We start from the raw sequence: 17,072 nt of genomic DNA, 5'->3' as shown, positions 1-17,072 counted from the left end.
GTCCGTCACTCCCATTGGCGCAGACCACTGGCGCCTCCCTGGTGAGAGCGTGGCGGCCGAGCCCCACCGGTTTCGTCCACCACGCGCGAAGGCCCGCGCCGTCGTTGACGACGCGGGCCTCCGGAGAGTCGGCGGAGCTACTGCTGGGGCGGGGGAGGAGGGGTCTGCCCCTGCTGTCCCTGATGCGGGTACCCGTACCCCGGCTGCGGATACGGCTGCCCGGGCTGCGGCGGCGCGTACTGCTGTCCCGGCATCGGCTGCTGTCCGGGCATGGGCTGCTGTCCCGGGACGGGGTGCTGCCCCGACTGGGGCTGCTGCCCGGGCACCGCCTGTCCGGGCACCGCCTGTCCGGGCATCGGCTGGCCCGGCACAGCCTGGCCCGGCATCGGCGGGGCGGCGACCGGTGGCGGGTTGCCGTCGGACGTCCACAGGCCGTGCGCCTGCTGGTGTCGTACGAAGTCCTCGGCGACCATCGCCGCGAGATTGAAGTAGGCCTCGCGCACCTTCGGCCGCATCATGTCGAGGTCGACCTCCGCGCCGGCGGAGAGGTGCTCGTCGAAGGGTACAACCACGACACCGCGGCACCGCGTCTGGAAGTGCCCGACGATGTCCTCCACCTTGATCATCTTGCCGGTCTCCCGCACACCGGAGATGACGGTCAGTGAACGGGAGACGAGGTCGGCATACCCGTGCGCCGACAGCCAGTCCAGCGTCGTACTGGCGCTGCTCGCTCCGTCCACGGACGGCGTCGAGATGATGATCAGCTGGTCGGCGAGGTCGAGCACGCCGCGCATGGCGCTGTAGAGGAGGCCGGTGCCCGAGTCGGTGAGGATGATCGGGTACTGCTGGCCGAGCACGTCGATCGCGCGCCGGTAGTCCTCGTCGTTGAAGGTCGTGGACACGGCCGGGTCGACGTCGTTGGCGATGATCTCCAGGCCGGAGGAGGCCTGCGAGGTGAACCGCCGGATGTCCATGTACGAGTTGAGGTACGGGATGGCCTGGACGAGGTCGCGGATGGTGGCCCCGGTCTCCCTGCGCACCCGGCGGCCGAGCGTCCCGGCGTCCGGGTTGGCGTCGATCGCGAGGATCTTGTCCTGCCGCTCGGTGGCGAGCGTGGAGCCGAGCGCGGTGGTGGTGGTCGTCTTGCCGACGCCGCCCTTGAGGCTGATGACGGCGATGCGGTAGCACGAGAGCACCGGCGTGCGGATCAGCTCCAGCTTCCGCTGCCGCTCCGCCTCCTCCTTCTTCCCACCCAGCTTGAACCGCGAACCGCCCGCCGCCGGACGGCTGCTCTTCGTCTTCTGCCTCTTGTTGTTGAGCAGCCGGTCCGACGACAGCTCCACGGCCGCCGTGTAACCGAGCGGCGCCGCCCCCGGGTTGGTGGGCTGACGCTGGTCGTGCTGAATGGGCTGCGGCCAGGCGGCGCCGGCCCGCGGGTCCACGGGCTGCTGCGGAGGCTGTTGCTGCGGGGCCTGGCCCGGCTGGGGCAACGGCTGGGCGGGCGGCCCCTGCTGCGGGAACCCCGCCGCAGGCGGAGCCGACTGCTGCGCGGCCGGCGGGGTCTGCGCGTCCGCCGGGGGCTGCGGCGGCTGCGGCACACCGGGCTGCGGCTGTGCCGGCTGTGCGTGCGGGGCCTGCGGGGCCTGCGGGAATCCGTACCCACCGCCGGGCTGGGCCTGCGGAGGCTGCGCGCCCGGCTGCGGGAAGCCGTACCCCGCGCCGGGCCCGGGCACGGGCGGCTGCGGCGCGGGAGGCTGGGGTGCCGGCGCCGGTGGTGTGGCGCCCGGCTGCGGGAAGCCGTACCCGGGCTGTGGCGCGGGCTGCGCGGGCGGCTGCTGCGGCGGGGCGGCCGGGTTCCAGGCGGCGGGTGCGGGCTGCGGGGCCTGCGGCTGGAACGGAGGCTGCTGGGCCGGTGCACCGGGCTGCTGCTGCGGAGCACCGGGGGCCGACTGCGGCTGTACGGGCCACTCGGCGGCCGGCGCGGGCGCCGCGGGCGGGTACGCCGGGGGCAGCGGCGGCACTCCGCCCTGCGGAACGGCGTCGTGCGGTGTGCTGTCCGTGGCCGTGGCGGCGCCGGGCACCGCGTCCTCGGGCTCGGGCTCGGTCTCGGGTTCGGACTTGGGCTCTGGCTCGGGCGCAGACTTGGGCTCGGGTTCGGGGGCGAGGTCGGGTACGACCGTGAGGGCGGCCGGTGCGGGCTCGGCGTCCGGGGCGGGAGGCGCGGCGGGGAAGGCGTCGGCGTCCGTGTCCGCGTTCGTGGCCCCGGACGCGGCGGAACCGGTGCGGTCGTCCTCCGGCTCGGAGCCGGACGCGTCGGCGGCACCGGCGCCGTCAGCCACTACGGAAGGGGTGTCGTCTTCGGCGTCTTCGTGTCCGGCGGCACCCTCCTCGCCCGAGGCGCCGGCTCCGTCGGCCACGGGTGTCTTCGGCTCCTCCTGCGCGGCCTTCTCCTGCGCGGCTTCCTCCGAGGCGGCGCGCTCGGCGATCTCCCGCTTGAGGGCGACCGCGGAGAAGCGCATGGTGGCGCCGCTGTCGAGGTCCCCGTCACGAAGACCACTGCTCTCGGACTCGGACTCGGATTCGGTCTCGGATTCGGACTTGGTCTCGGATTCGGACTCGGCTTCCGCAGGGGGCGCGGCGATGGGCTCCGGCTTCGCAGCGGGCGGCGGCACGGGCGGCTGGAGCTGGAACCCTCCGGCCGGAAACGCAGGCACGGCCGCAGGAGAGGCCGCGCCCTCGGGAGGCGCAGCGGAGGAGGCGTCCCCCGGCTCTTGTGCGGGCTCCGGCTCTCGCGCGGGCTCCGGCTCCTGCGAGGGCTCTGGCTGCTCCGGCTGCTGCGGCTCGAAACCGCTGCCGACCGGCAGCCTGGGCACCCCGGCAGGCCCCCCGGCCGGCTGGGCGAACGGCGCGGGCGGCGTGAACGGCGCCCCGGGGCCCGGCGGCGGAGGCGGCGTGAACGCGGTACCCGGAGCCGGCGCGGGCGGCGGCGGAGTGAAGGGCGCCCCCGGAGCCGGAGCCGGGACGGCGGAAGGACCACCAGCCGACGCCGCGTGCGGCGGAGGAGCCAGTCCCGGCAACGGCGGAACCGGCCCGGGAGGAGTGGGCGGGGCCGAGGGCGTGGAGGAAGCGGAGGGCGCCCCGGCCCCCGAGTCCTCCGCCGATTCCTCAGCGCCCCCCTGCCCCGACCCAGTTGCCCCAGTTGCCGCACTCGCCCCGCTCGACGCGTTCTGCGTGTACCAGGCGGGTGGCGCGTAGTCGATGGTGAACTCGCCGGTCGCCTCGACGGAGGACTCCGCGTCGGGCTGGTCATCGCCGGGTGTGGCCCAGCCCCCGCGGATCCCGTCCCGATCGCTGCTCACAGTTCCTCCTGGTGTGGTCGAGCACCCTCAAGCCGTGCTGGGGCGACCCTTGCTTGTCATCCGAAGTTGTCGTTCGACCTTGGCCGAGGCCGTGCGAGGTCGTCCGACCCACCGGCTCTCCCCCTTGAGACGCCGACGCCCGCTCCACGCGTTCCGGTGTCGCGCCCGACACCAGCCTAATCACGAGTGACCCACCCCCGTCATGCCCCCGTACCCCTGTCCATCCCGGCGTTCAACGCCACAACTCACCCAAAAGCGACGTTCTTTCACGTCAAACCGTGCACAACCGGGCGGTTCGGTCACTGTGATTCGCTCGGTGCGAGTCGGTCAGTGCGATGCGGTCAGTGCGACTCGGTCAGTCCATCCGCCGGGGCATACCCAGGAGGCCGGCCTCCACATCGGTCGGCTGTGTCATCACGTACTGCCTGTCCCGTTCCGTACACCACAGGGTGACCCCCTCGGCGAGGGTCGGCAGCGCCTCGTACTCGGTGCGGGGCAGGCCGGTCACGCGGCCGATCTCCACCGCCTCGTCCGGCGACACACGCTGCACGCCCACCAACCGTGCCTGCCGCATCAACCGCGGTGCGAGGGGACTCAGATAGGGCAGCAGCGTCAGCACCGACTGCCAGGGCGCGGAAACCACCCGCCCGCGGGGCGGACGCATGCCGCAGTCCCGGACGACCAGGACCGGTGCCGTCGCCGAGGCGCCCTGCGGAGGGACCCGGCCCACCTCGTGCACGGTCATGCCGGACTGACCGCCACCGACTGCCTGCACGACCTGCGCCCAGTGCCCCGGTCGGCCGGTCTCCACAGCCACTCTCGCTCCGGTCGCCGCCACGCGCAGTGCCAGGACCTGTGTGGTCCACAGTCCGCCGATCAACAGGATGTCGAAAGGCGTCGGTCGGTTCACTCCGAGCACGGCGGGCTGCCCCTCGCTGCTGACCCCCACCACGACCCCGTCGTCCCCCACGGGCAGGCCGAGCCCGTCGACCTGGGCCATGGACAGCGTGTGCCGCGGGTGACGGGGTCCGAGCAGACCGAATCCGGTGCGCAGGCGCTCCCGCAGGCCGGGGACCGGCTGCCCGGAGGCGGCGGTCGCAGGAGGGCGAGCGGTGAACGGCGTAGTGGCCATCAGCGGACACCTCCGAGCGGCAGGGTGGCGAGCATGCCGGGCAGTTGCTCGCGGTCCAGACGTACGATCCCGGTCCGGGTTCGGCGCGCGGCGTCCTCCAGGCTCCGGCGTGCGTCCGCCAGCTCCGTGCTGCTGCGGCCGGTGACCCGCAGGTGCCCCGCGATCGTCACGTCCTGCCGGCCGCTCGGTGCCAGCGTGAGGCTGAACGTGGTGGCCAGCGCGGGCACCGCCGTCAGCTGGGCCACCAACTGCGGCAGCACCCCGGCGCCCTGGCCGCCCAACTGGGGCCAACGCCGCACCCAGTACGTGGTGTGCCGCCGGTTGTCGCACCGCCAACTGCGGCCGGACTCCTCGGTCCGTCGCCGGGGGGCATCGCCCTGCCCCGACTGGACGGTCACCATCGGGTTGGCGCACATCGAGGTGGCGAGGGCGGACGACACCTCGTCCTCGGTCAGCAGGTTCACCCGGAAGCCGGCACCCGTCAGCCGGCTGGACAGGTGCTCGGCCGACCGCACCAGACACTTCTGTGCCCCCGCCAGCCCGCCACCGCGCGCGCCCACCGCGTCGGGACAGAGCTCGGGATCGAGCTTCAACGCGATCCACATGATGCGGACGGCGGGCGCAGCGATCCCGGACTGCAACTGCGCGTAGTTGGTCACCACGACCGACTGCGGCGGAAGGTGGGGCGCAGGCGCGGTCTGTGTGTGCAGCACGATCTGCGCCGACTCGAGACGAATGCCGTCGACGTACAGCGCGTCCCGGACCAGGGCGAGCGGCAGCGGTCTGCGGCCGCGCTCGGCACGCAGCGCCCCGGCGTCGGCCTCGACCTGGAGTACGGCGGTGAGGAAGCCCCCGTCACCCACCATGCCCACCGGCCGCCGGTCACGCTCGTCACGGTGGACGAAACTGTACGTGCGCAGGTTCGGCTCGCACTCCACCGCCGGGACCAGCCCGGGGTCGACGCCCTCCGGGACCGCGACCAGCGCCGCACCGCGCCGACGGGCACGCAGCGCGAGATGACTGGCCAGCCATTGCGGAAGAGAGCGTCCGCGTCGGCGTACCACCGCCAGAAGCACCAGCACCACGGCAGCGGCGCCCGACGGCACCATCGCCACCGTCCCGAGGAGCCAGCCGCACACCGCCAGCGCGGCGGCCAACTCCAGCAGCACCAGCCGCTGCAGAGTGGCGGAACCGCCGCGCGCCGGCCTCGCCCGCAGGTGCGGTGTGACAGAGGTCCTGGCGGCCGACGCCGCACCCCCCGTGTCCGGCGCCGCGTCCGAACGACGGGGCACCGAAGGCGTGCGCGACCGGGTCCGCGACGCGGAAGCCATCACTCCAGATCCCCCGACCTCTCACCAACGACATCGTGCTCGGCACACGACAGGCTCCGGAAGCCTACCCGTGCTCCATGCACCGTCCGGCAACAGGCATAGTAGGGGCCGAGTCTGACAGCCGAGGTTCCGGAGGCAACCGGGGCGCGGAGGGATCAGTGGCCCGACCGCTGCGTCCCCCGCTCCGCCACGCCCTCGCACGGGGAGAATACGAAGACACATGGCATCACGGCGCGATGAACTGAACGCCTACACCTTCGCGAAGCGCCGCACACTCGCGTCTTTTCTGCAGCCATCGCCCTCCGGTTCGGAGGAAGGCGCCCCCAGGCCACTGCGGGCGATCGTGCCCGGCGCGGTCGTCGGCATCGTCGTCCTCGCCGTGTTCGGTGCGGTCGGACTGTTCAGCCCGACCGCACCGAAGGGCTGGGACGAGGCCGGCGGGCACGTGATCGTGGCCAGCGACTCCACGACCCGGTACGTCGTCCTGAAGACCGACGGGAAGAAGCAACTGCACCCGGTCCTCAACATGGCGTCCGCCAAGCTCCTCCTCGACCCCGACAAAGACGGCGTCATCACGGTCGACGAGGGCGTCCTCGACAGCGGCGAGCCACCGCACGGCGCCACGATCGGCATCCCCTACGCCCCCGACCGCCTGCCCGGTTCCGGCGACGCCGAACAGGCCAAGCGCTGGGCGGTCTGCGAACGGCCCGGCCCCGGCGGCCGGGCCGTCCAGAAGGCCGCGTTCGTCCTCGCCGAGAAGGACTGGCGCAGGACGGAGGGCGGGAACAGGCTCACCGGGGGAGACCTGATGTACGTCGTCGGACCGGACGGCACCTCGACCTACGTGGTCGACTCCGACGGCTCCGCCTACCCCCTGGCCGACCCGGCCGACAAGGAACTCCTCAAGGCCCTGGACACCCAGGGCCGGGACCCGCAGCGCGTCTCCCAGGAATGGCTGGACACCCTCCACAAGGGCGACCCGATCGACATCCCGGAGATCAAGGGCACGCCCGGCGCGACCGCGGGGGCCTCCGACGCGCTCGGGCAGTACGACAAGGTGGGCATGGTCATCAAGGCGTACGACGGCCGGCGCATGCAGTACTACGTCGTCCAGAGCGGCACCGTGGCCCGCGTCTCGGAGTTCACCGCCACCCTGCTCCTCAACAGCGGTGCGCTCGTCGACGTCGGACAGGCAGGCGAGGCACAGCAGGTCAGTCCGGGAGCGGTGGTCGACAGCGTCGAGTTCGAGGAGCAGCGGAACTGGCCGTCGTACCGCCCGAAAACCGTCAACGACGCCACCTCCGCCACCTCCGCGACCCCGGCCACCTCCGGCCGCAACACCGTCTGCAACGTCCTGCGCTCGGTGAACGCCAAGAACGGCAGCACCACCCTCTCCACCTGGGCCGGCACCGACTTCCCCGCCCCCTTGCCGACCGGCTCCTCCAGCGCCTACGTGACACCGGGCTCCGGTCAGCTGTACCGCCAGTTCCAGGGCAGCGAGACGAAGGCGGGCGGAGTCTTCCTGGTCACCGACACCGGACTGCGCTACGCCCTGCAGTCCAACAGCGACAGCGCCACCGACGACAAGGGCATCGGCACCTCCGACAAGAAGCGCGAGCAGCAACTGAGCGAGTCCCGGATCGCCCAGACGCGGCTCGGCTACGAGAACGTGGAACCCTCACCCGTTCCGGTGCAATGGTCGACCTTCCTGCCCACCGGCCCACGCCTGTCCGAGTCGGCCGCACGCCAGCCGCAGGGCTCGTGACGCCATGGCTCCCCAGAAGACCGACCCCATGCGGCAACAGAAGACCGGAACACCGGGGACACCCGGAACACGCGGAACCCCCGGGCTCTGGCCCGCCCGGGCCGCCCGGACCCTGACGACGACGGCGCTCGCCGCCTCCGTGCTCGCCACACCGACCGCCCTCACCCTCCTCCCCGCCGCCCCCGCGGCACGGGCGGCCGACAGCGGACAGTGCACCTTCCCCTCCAAGAACTACGAGGGCAGGCCGTGGGCGCTCCAACGCGTCAACCTGGACGAGATGTGGGCACAGTCGAAGGGCAAGGGTGTTCAGGTCGCGGTAATCGACACCGGCGTCGACGCGAAGCATCCCCAACTCGCCGACGCAGTCGAGGCGTCGAAGGGCAAGAACTACCTGCCGGCGAAGAACGACAAGGGCGAGAAGATCGAACGGGGCAACGCCCACGGCACCACCGACACCGTCGGCCACGGCACCCGCGTGGCCGGCATCATCGCGGCCCGCCCCGCCCAGGGCACCGGCTTCGTCGGCCTGGCCCCGGAAGCCACGATCATCCCGATCAAGCAGAACGACGCGGAGGGCAACGGCACGGCCGACACTCTCGCGTCATCGATCCGGCACGCCGTGGACGCGGGCGCCGACGTCATCAACATCTCCCAGGACACGGCCAACGCCGTCAAACCCGACGCGACCCTGAAGTCGGCCGTCGACTACGCCCTGAACAAGCAGGTCGTGGTCGTCGCCTCGGCGGGCAACGACGGCCTGGGAGGCAAGGACAAGACGACCTACCCGGCCTCCTACGCCGGCGTCCTCGCCGTCGCCTCCTCCGACCGCAACAACGAACGCGCATCCTTCTCGCAGGCCGGCGAGTTCGTGGGCGTGGCGGCTCCTGGCGTCGACATGATCTCCACCGTCCCCGGCGGCGGCCACTGCTCCGACAACGGCACCAGCTTCTCCGCGCCCTACGTGGCAGCGGTGGCGGCGCTGCTGAAATCGGCGTACCCCAAGTGGACGGCGGCCCAGATCGTCGCCCAGATCGAGCAGACGGCCGAACGCTCCATCCCCGGCCACGACCGCCTCGTCGGCTGGGGCGTGATCGACCCGGTCAAGGCCCTCACGGACGTGGACCCGGCCAACCCGGTGGAATCCCCCGCAGCCGAACAGTCAGACGCCCACGCCAAGGCCCCCGACGTCGCCCCCCTCCACCTCGGCGAAACCCCGGAGCAACGCAACACCCGCCTGGGCACCTACGCAGCCGTCGGCGCCCTGGTCCTCGCCACCGCCCTCGCCGGCACAGCAGTGGCGGTACGGGACGCGCGGCGGCGGGGGAGCCATCGCTGACAGCGGAGTCAGCGGCACGACGGCGAGTCTTCCACAGCTTGTGTGTACGAGGTGACGAATTTCTTCACAGCTGCCGGATCGTCAATGTCCTCCGAATAGATCTGGACGGTTACAAAAAGACTTTGGTCGCCGTGCTCCGTGCTCTTGCAACGTGCGTGTTGCGCGGCGCCAGTACCGGACTGCAGAAATGCTTCGGAGTCGGTCAATGCGGCGGAGTCCAATTGAGGCACCCCCCTGGCGACATCAGTAATACTACTGCCTTTCTTCCACCATTCCTGACTTACTCTGAGAGCTGCTTCACCGTCGACGTTCACCTGGCAGCGCAGGCGACTGGGCACGGGGGTCTTCTCCTGAACATTGATCTTTTTCCCGGCGGGTAGAAGTCTGGAAAGGACGTCCTGGCCCACCGGAGTGCCGCAAAGTTCTTCAGGGACCTCATACGAACTTTCCGGTTCGCCTCCCGAGCAGCCGGAGAGCACCGCCATTAGTGCCATCGACAAGCTCGCGATTCGATAGGTTTTCACAGGAGAACTCCAGATCTGGCTTATCAGAAGGTGTACGGGAACCAGGCAGGCCACTGACTCCGTGTCAGAGGTCCGTTACCAACTCGGTGCCAACGCGTTCCATGTAATCCCCTGCGGACAGGTAGCCCTGGGCGGCTTCTTCCTCTGCCCAGGTGGCGACATCCCCGGGATGCGCATGGTGGTGAGCCCTTGCGGCTTCCGAAGCAGCGCGCCGGGTGTATTTCATGTTGTCATCCTGTCCATTTTCCCAGTTCTCGCCCATTTCCGAGCCGGCATCGTCTTTCGCGCTGCCTTCCACGTCCTTGAAGATTTGTTCCATGACCACGCTGGTGACAGTTCCTGCGGTCCCACCGACCACTGCGCCAGCAACAGGGGAGGCGATGAACGACGTGCCAACGCCAACGCCAAGGCCGACGGTTCCTGAAATAGTATTTTTCCATTGAGCCACGGAGTGGTCGTAGGCGTCGTCGCTCTCCACAGCGCCAGACGCAACTGCCTCGTTACGGCCCATCGCAAGCGTCCCCGAGACTTCCCCTGAATTCCTGGCAATGGATCGGACGGTGAGTTCCGTATCGTGATTGGGGTGTCGATTGTCGGGCAAATCAGAATTCAAGTGGTAGTCCATCAAGGAGGCCATATAACTCTTCTGGCCCACCTCTACGGCAGAGAACCCTTCGGGGTTCTGGCCGACAGTGAAAAGGAAGCGAGAAGCATCTCTGTGATTTAGCTCTGCGGAGGATCCGGAGACTGGGTAGAGGTTCTCTACGCGCTTCCATGCCTGCTGGGCGTCGACGTCATTCTTATCCGGGTTCGGGTCTACGTCGGTTGCTGCGCGGTTGATATCGGGAAGATACTCGGAAGCGATTTGACCCATACTGTCCGACATGTAGCTGTGATCCGTGAGTCGTTGGGGGTCCTCCGAGATCGACGCCACGAGACTCTCGAACAGTGTTGCCTGTTCAGCAGTGTGGCCAGGAGAGTTCGGCATCGGGAACAACTCACCCGCCGGGTGGCCTGTGGTCGCGGCTTCCAATGCCAATGCCAGATTGTTCTGTCCGGTATGCAGATCGTCGCCCTTGAGGTTCGACTCCTGCGGCCAGTCCCGTTCCTCGAACAAGTACTGGAAGTTGGACAGGGAGACCTTCCCCTTCTTCCCGTTGTCGTCGGTGTCGCGTTCGAAGGGGTTGTCGGGGTCGTCTTTCGACACGAACTGCTGGTTGAAGAAGTCGGTTGCCGCGTCGGGGCTGTTGGACAGTCCCTTCAGGTAACCGGTGAACGGGTCCGAGCCGCTGTCGTCCCCCATCCGGTTGAGGTAGGGGTCCGCCCCGAGGCGCCGCCAGGCGAGGTTGGGGTGCTCTCCGTTCCCCGTGAGCTTCCGCTCGGTTTCCATGAGCTTGGTGCCGTAGTCCCTGAGGAACCCGTCGTCGTAGTCACCGGCCCGCATCAGATTGCTCATGACCTGGAAACCCATCGGGCCACCACGCTCGCCGTACAGCGGCTTGTCACCGATGTCGGTCATCGTGTGCTTCCAGGTGCCCATCGCCGTCGAATCGCTCTGCGTCGCGGTGGCCAGCGTCATTCCCAGACTCCGCTGCAAGTCGTCGAACTGGTCGCGGCGTTCACGCTGCAAGTCCCAGTTTCCCCGCTGCGAGTCCGTGACCCCGGCCCAGAACTCCAATGTCCCCTCGGGGCCCAACGTTGTGGCGAACCGTTCGGCGAACAGTTCATCGCCGGCGTACTTCTTCAGCCCGGCGTTGAGTCTGTCGAAGTCCTCGACACTGAGGTCGTCAGGGTTCTTCTGCGCCAGTGCCGCCAGCTCTTCGGCCTGGTTCACGGCCTCGGCTGCGGAGTCCCGGTCCTTGTAGTCGGCGTCGGAGAAGCCCAGCGAACTCTGATCGGCGATGGCCTGGAGAACGGTCTTGGCCGAGTCGTCACTCTCGGTTGCCTTGTTGAGAATCCGTTGGATCTGATCCCGCAGCGCGGTGATGTCGCCCTTGTTGTCCTGGTCCATCGTGCTGCGGGCCTCGGGCGGCGCGTTCGTGGTGACAGTGAAGCCACCCTCGTGGCAGGTGACCATGAGGTTCTTCTTGCGGCCGCCCTCAAGGGCGTTCAGAAGCTGTTGGTGGTAGTCCTTCAGCTCACCCACCGTGTCGTTGAGGATCTTGTAGATGGTCCTCGCCTGAGTGTGGGCGTCCGCGAACTCGCCCGCCGTCTTCCCGATGAACTCCTTGGACACCTTGGCGTTCACGCCGGCCCAGTCGGCCTTGTTGGCGCCCTGGTGCAGATTGTCCTCGGCGTCCTTCTTCAGCTCCGCGAGACTGCTGACGAGCGTCGACCAGTCCGCCACGGCATCGTCGACCAGCTTGAAGTTGGCGTCGCGCAGCGCTTCGAGTTCCATGGGATGTTCGTTCCTCGTCAGTCGGTTCAGAAGGAAGGATCGGGGGCACCGTGCAACGGCGCGGGGGCGTCAGTCGCCCTTCTGCTGGCTCTGCTCGCCGTAGATCTCGTTCTTCTTTCCGGGCGCCCCGACCCGTTCGTCAAAGCCGACGTCCAAGGTCGCGATGCTGCTCATCTGCCGCAGGATGTAACCCTCGTCACCGTCATGGGTCTTCTTGGTGACCTGCATGTGGTTGGAGATCTGGGCGCACGCGTCCATCAGCGACTTCAGTTGCTCGTCCCACCGGTTCGACACATGCTGAAGCCCGGCGCCCAGTGCGAAGCCCTGCTTGGACAGGTCCCCCGCGGCGCTGTCGCTGCTGGCGATGTGGACCCGGGCCTTGTCCCACAGTTGGTTGTACAGGGTGTGGGCGTCCTTGCCGACCTTGGTCAGGGCGTCGTTCTTGACCTTCAGGTCCCCGTACTGGCTCGGCGGGGCAACCGGCCCGCCTCCGTCCAGTTGGTTCAACTGCATGTGCGCAGCGCCCTGTTGCCGTTCTCGTGCGTCGGCCTTGAGCTGTTCCCACTCGTCCCATGCCATGGGCGGCAACCTTCCCCGTGTGCAGTACCGTCAGCGCAGTCACGGACCGGACGGCGCCGTGCGGTGACCGGACTCCGCCATAACCTAGCAACGGCATGACGGGGCGGTGCGTGCGCCGAGGGCAACCAGGGACGGGACAAGGCGTCTGCAACGGCAGCGCGCTGGGGTCTTTGCCCCGCGCCATCCCCGGTCGCGAGATCGAAGGGGAGTCCCCGGTGGTGGTGCAGCACTATGCACGGCAGCGGCGTGGGGGAGGGAGGGCCCGACATGTCCACCCGGGCCCTGGACGGCAGCTTCACCACCGGCGGCCCGCTGGAGGACGATACTTCCGCCGGATTCGTCCACCGACGCCTCGAACCACGACGAGCGCGCTGGCGAGCGTTGCGGGTTTCAGGTCTCGTGGCAGTTCACGGCTGCCATCGCTTTCGGGAAGTAGTCGCCGAGGAGTTTTGTCAGATCGGACCTGCGCTCCGAGGTCTCTTCGGGGATCTCCTTCTGGAGTTCGATCATCGCGACGAAGCGCATCGGCTCGTCGTCTCTCGTGCAGTCGGCGACCGCCATGGCCCCCTGGTCCGCGACGCGAGCCGCATCGCCCACATCCGCGGGGGAGGGGTTGCCGAGCCGCAGAAGTCCGCGCTCCTTCACCTCGACGGGGTCGGTGTCTCGCTCGACCACATCACCGGAGATGTGCATGATCAGGGACTTGTCCACGGTGACGCGGCATCGCGGGCTGACGGCGCCGTGGTCGTAAGAGTCCTGGGCGAGTTTTTCGCCGTCGGGCAGGAACGGGGAGAGCAGATCGGAGTCCACGGTCACCCCGCACAGGTCGCCGGGCACCGAGTAGGCCCGGTCGGTTCCCGAGCAGCCGGCTGAGACGAACAAAAGGACGGCGGCCAGGGCCCCGGTGGCCAACGTGCGTCCGCCCGACCGACGCGGCCGCCCCTGCAGGGGGGAAGTGTGCTTGGTCACTGGTCTCCTGCCAGTCCTTGAGCGCGGGCATTGCCGTCGAAAGCGGCTCCGTTGATCTCGGAGGTGAGGGTGTAGCGGTTGTTGCCCTGGTGGTCGGGGTTGGCATCCATCCATGCGTCGGCCAACTGCTGCAGCTGGTTCTCCCGGGCGGTGAAGACGTCGCCGTTCTGCCGGCCGATCTCCTCGTCGATGCGCTTCTGTTCGTCCAGCTGCCATTGGTAGGCAAGCGCGTCGATGCCGCGCTGGGCGGCGTCGCCCACGACGGGGATGAAGTTCGCCGCACCGCCGAAACCGTGGTAGATCCACTTGGCGTCCCAGGACGGGTCGTCCTTGTCCGTCTTGAGCGCCTGGTAGCGGGCCTCCTCGAGGAAGCCAGTGGTGTGCCCGGCGCGCAAGAGGGTTTCCTTCGGATCGCTGGGGTGGTCGCTGTAGATGTCGCGAACCATCTCGCGGTTGATGCCGTCGTTGAGGATGCCGTAGGCGTGCTGGTCGCGGGAGACCTGTTTGGCCACCTCCATCAAGTGGTGGCGGTCCAGCTGGCCGGGATCGCTCGGGTCGTCCGCAAGGGCGCTGGCGGTGTTGTGGACCTCGTCGCCCCAGTTGACGAGGACGGTGGCCATGTCGTCGCGGAACTCGGAAGGCATGTCGTCGCCGGCTTCGGAGAGGTACTTCAGGGAACGGTCGAGGACATGCCGGTTGTCCGGGGTGTGCTCGACGGGCACGGCGTTCGGGTCGTTGGGGTTGACGCCGGTGGCGGCGGCCAGCAGGGCTTTGCCGGTCGCCTCGCGGGACTGGTTGGCGTCGTCGTCATCGAGGGGCGTGTCGTCGAAGGTGGGCCGGTCCTTGAGTACCCACTCGGCGTTGTCCTGCGGCTGGGTGGTGTTGAAGAAGTCCGTCGCGGCATCCGGGCTGGTGGACAGAGCGGTCATGAAGCCCGTCACCGGGTCGCGGCCGAAGTCGTCTCCGATGAAGTTCATCTTCGGCATGGGCGGCGCGCCGGCGTTCCAGTAGTGGTCCGGCAGCCGCATCTTCTTCTCGGTCTCCACGAGCGCGTTCCCGTACTTGTTCAGGAACGTGTCGTCGTAGTCCCCGGTACGCATGAGGTTGCTCATCAGCTGGAAGCCGTACACCTGGGTGCCGCGGGTCTGGATGCGGTCGTCGCCGAGCTGGACCATCTGGTCCTCCCACTGGCGCATCGCGGGGGAGTCGGAGCGGGTCGCCCCGGCGAGAACGAGACCGAGGTTCTTCTGCAGGTCGCCCAGTTGGTCGTGGCGGGACCGTTGCAGATCACCGCCGTCGGACGGGTCGGCGAGATCGGCCCAGAAGTCCAGCGTTCCGCGCGGTCCGAGCGTGGTGGCGAACTTCTCCTGGAAGAGCGGGTCGTTGCGGTAGGTGCCCAGGGCACGAGTGAGCCGGTCGAACTCCTCGGGTGACATGGAGTCGCCCTTGTCCTTGATGAGGTGCGCGAGGTCCTCAGCATCCTGCACGGCCTGGGCTGCGGAGTCCCGGTCCTCGTAGGAGGCGCCCGAGAAGCCGTACTGTGCCTGGTCGACCAGGATCCGCAGGGCCTCGTCGGCCGAGTCGTCGCTCTTGGTGGCAGCCTTCAGGATGCGCTGGACCTCGTCCCTCAGACGGTCCACGTCCTGCTGGCTGTGGTCGGGCACGGAGGTGCCCTCGGCGGCCCTGTCGGGGTGGACGTTCATGCTGACGGTGAAGGCTCCGTTTCCGGTGTCCATCACCGTCAGGTTCTTCTTCAAACCGTCGGAGATCGCCTCGTTGAGCTGGTCCCGGTACCCCACGAGTTCGCCGTAGGTGTCCTTGAGGATGTTGTGGATGCTGGTGGCCTCGGTGTGGGCGTCGGCGAACTCGTCCGCGGTCTTGGCGATGAACTCACGCGTCACCGTGGCGTTCACGCCTTTCCAGTTGGCTTTGTCGGCCGCGGCCTTGAGCCCGTCGCGCGCGTCCTTCTCCAGCGTCTCGAGGTGGCCGACCACTCGTGACCAGTCCGCGATGGCGGTGTCCAGTGTCGTGAACCGGCCAAACCTGAGCGTGTCCAGATCCATCAGCGCCCCGCCTCCTCACTGAATCCGTCGTCGAGGGTCGAGATGCTGCTCAGCATGCCCGAGATGTAGTGCTCGTCCCCTTGGTGGACCTTCTTGGTGAAGTCCAGATGATTGGATATGTGCCCGCAGGCGTCGAGCAGCGACGTCAGTTGTTCTTCCCAGCGCTCCTGGACGTGGTGGAGGCCGCCGCCCAGGCTGAACCCCTGACTCTTGAGGTCGGAGGCCGCGGACTGGCTGCTGGACCAGGCGTCACGGCCGTGGTTGCCCAGGGAGTCCCACAGGTCGAACGCCGTGTTGCCGATGGCGGCGAGGTCCTGCTGATCGACAGACAGGTCACCTGCCGGGGTGGTTCCGCCCCCGTCGGCCGGCAGCTGATTCAGCTGCATGCCGGTGGACTGGCGCTCCGCCACCTCATGCTTCAGCTGCTCCCATTCCTCCCAGGCCACGCCCGAGCCCCCTCCCCGTTGTACGCCCAGCACTGCGGTCATCGCCGGAGCGCGTCATGTCGTGATCTGTTCTGCACGGACGTACCAATCGATCAGATCACAATGGTTGAACGCAACACTACGGCCCAACCGTTTCCGCGCGCGCACTCGCGTGCGGTCGATGAGGGCGGCAGTCGGCTGCTTTCGGTACGAGACCGGCGTGCACCTACCCGCTTTTCGACGCGTTGACAGCCTGTATGCGTGACGCTGCTCCCTCAGCCGGGCGGGCGTGGCTAGAGGCCCCCCGCTTGCGAGAGCTGTCGGCGCCTACGACGATCCGCAGACCAAGTCCCGCTTCGCTCGGCGGATTTCGTCGCAGTGGTGGCCCGTCCGCTTTTGTGGTGGTGTAGGCGCATATCGCGCAAAGCAGGCGGCGGAGCGTCGTGGCCCACTAGTTCCGCAGCAAGTTGCTACCGCGGTCGCGATCGCGGGCAGGAAGGTGACGCCCGCCGGGACACCGGCCGCAGCCCCGAACTCGACCCGGCCGGCCCGGGACGGGTCGAGCATGCCTTCCACCCCGGTACCCGTACGCACGGTTGCCCTGGCGGCCCTCATTGAGGCCGTCGGGAGCCGTGGCTCCTTCAGCACACTGCGGGTGTAGACCTGCTCTGCGGTCGACGATGTCGCTAAGGCGTTCGCGTGCTGCCCCAGGGTGCTCGGGAAGCCTCGGACAACGCTTCGCCCGTTTCCGTCCACAGTGCCCGAGAAGACGAGGTGCCCTTCCGGAGTCTTGCCCGGGACACCCGCTCTCCCCATCGCAGCCGGGGTCGGTCATTACGAAGGCAGCTGCGTGGGAACAGAAGGTTGGTTCTTGCAGCTGAAATCCTTGACGACTGTTCGTGCTCTCGTTCGCCCCAAGCCGTCCGTGCGTGTGTGCTGCGTCGGCATGCCGTGAGGTATGAGTACGAGTACTCATGGTGGAGCCGTGACGCGATCGGGCAGGCTTGCTAGGGCGCCCGCTGGGCCCTGGCTGCCGTAGTGGTTGAACGAGGAAACCATTGCGCGGCCGCAACGAGACTGGCACAAATGACGGTTGGCCACGTGCTACCCGGTGACTACAGTGACGTTCTCTTGCGGCTACGATCAGTTGCGCGCGCGAGCGGTCCAGTCCGGCTCGGGCGATGGATGTAC

At 68.6% G+C, this 17,072-nt stretch carries 10 protein-coding genes and 1 pseudogene; 2 read left to right on the top strand and 9 right to left on the bottom strand.

Annotated features, from left to right (window positions below; genetic code table 11):
* Positions 1–137: 137 nt before the first annotated feature.
* The 3 genes and pseudogenes from HZS56_RS20550 to eccE form a co-directional block, all read right to left on the bottom strand.
* Positions 138–3,359 (bottom strand): annotated as a pseudogene (locus tag HZS56_RS20550) (SCO5717 family growth-regulating ATPase).
* Positions 3,360–3,714: 355 nt separating this feature from the next.
* Entirely contained in the window at positions 3,715–4,491 is a 777-nt protein-coding gene (locus HZS56_RS20545) for a hypothetical protein (RefSeq protein ID WP_216722201.1), read from the bottom strand.
* Positions 4,491–5,822, bottom strand: a complete 1,332-nt coding sequence (gene eccE, locus HZS56_RS20540; RefSeq protein ID WP_216722200.1) for a type VII secretion protein EccE — start codon at positions 5,820–5,822, stop codon at positions 4,491–4,493. Before eccE ends, HZS56_RS20545 begins: the two co-directional genes overlap by 1 nt.
* A 220-nt stretch (positions 5,823–6,042) precedes the next feature.
* On the opposite strand from eccE, the gene eccB reads away from it, so the two are divergent.
* A complete protein-coding gene (gene eccB, locus HZS56_RS20535) occupies positions 6,043–7,587 on the top strand; it encodes a type VII secretion protein EccB (protein WP_216722199.1) in 1,545 nt (514 codons plus the stop codon).
* A gap of 4 nt (positions 7,588–7,591) precedes the next feature.
* The gene (gene mycP, locus HZS56_RS20530) at positions 7,592–8,923 is read left to right on the top strand and encodes a type VII secretion-associated serine protease mycosin (RefSeq protein ID WP_253914565.1); all 1,332 of its coding nucleotides are present in this window, start codon (positions 7,592–7,594) and stop codon (positions 8,921–8,923) included.
* Between the two features lie 8 nt (positions 8,924–8,931).
* Here the strand turns inward: mycP and HZS56_RS20525 are convergent, their stop codons facing one another.
* The 6 genes from HZS56_RS20525 to HZS56_RS20500 all read right to left on the bottom strand — a co-directional run bounded on the left by HZS56_RS20525 (position 8,932) and on the right by HZS56_RS20500 (position 15,902).
* A complete protein-coding gene (locus HZS56_RS20525; RefSeq protein WP_216722198.1) occupies positions 8,932–9,447 on the bottom strand; it encodes a hypothetical protein in 516 nt (171 codons plus the stop codon).
* Between the two features lie 64 nt (positions 9,448–9,511).
* Positions 9,512–11,845: a hypothetical protein gene (locus tag HZS56_RS20520; RefSeq protein ID WP_216722197.1), complete on the bottom strand. Its 2,334-nt coding sequence runs from the start codon at positions 11,843–11,845 to the stop codon at positions 9,512–9,514.
* A gap of 69 nt (positions 11,846–11,914) precedes the next feature.
* On the bottom strand, positions 11,915–12,424 hold the full coding sequence (locus HZS56_RS20515) for a hypothetical protein (RefSeq protein ID WP_216722196.1): 510 nt from the start codon (positions 12,422–12,424) through the stop codon (positions 11,915–11,917).
* Between the two features lie 390 nt (positions 12,425–12,814).
* The gene (locus HZS56_RS20510; RefSeq protein WP_216722195.1) at positions 12,815–13,336 is read right to left on the bottom strand and encodes a hypothetical protein; all 522 of its coding nucleotides are present in this window, start codon (positions 13,334–13,336) and stop codon (positions 12,815–12,817) included.
* Between the two features lie 53 nt (positions 13,337–13,389).
* Positions 13,390–15,456, bottom strand: coding sequence for a hypothetical protein (locus HZS56_RS20505; protein ID WP_216722194.1), 2,067 nt, complete (start codon positions 15,454–15,456; stop codon positions 13,390–13,392).
* Positions 15,456–15,902 (bottom strand): hypothetical protein, encoded by a 447-nt coding sequence (locus HZS56_RS20500; RefSeq protein WP_216722193.1) that lies wholly within the window; start codon positions 15,900–15,902, stop codon positions 15,456–15,458. The genes HZS56_RS20505 and HZS56_RS20500 overlap by 1 nt, the downstream gene beginning before the upstream one ends.
* Between the last annotated feature and the right edge of the window lie 1,170 nt (positions 15,903–17,072).

The organism is Streptomyces mayonensis (assembly GCF_018982965.1).
GTDB lineage: Bacteria > Actinomycetota > Actinomycetes > Streptomycetales > Streptomycetaceae > Streptomyces > Streptomyces mayonensis.
Note: the sequence above shows the minus strand (reverse complement) of the source record. Positions and strands in the feature narration are given on the sequence as shown.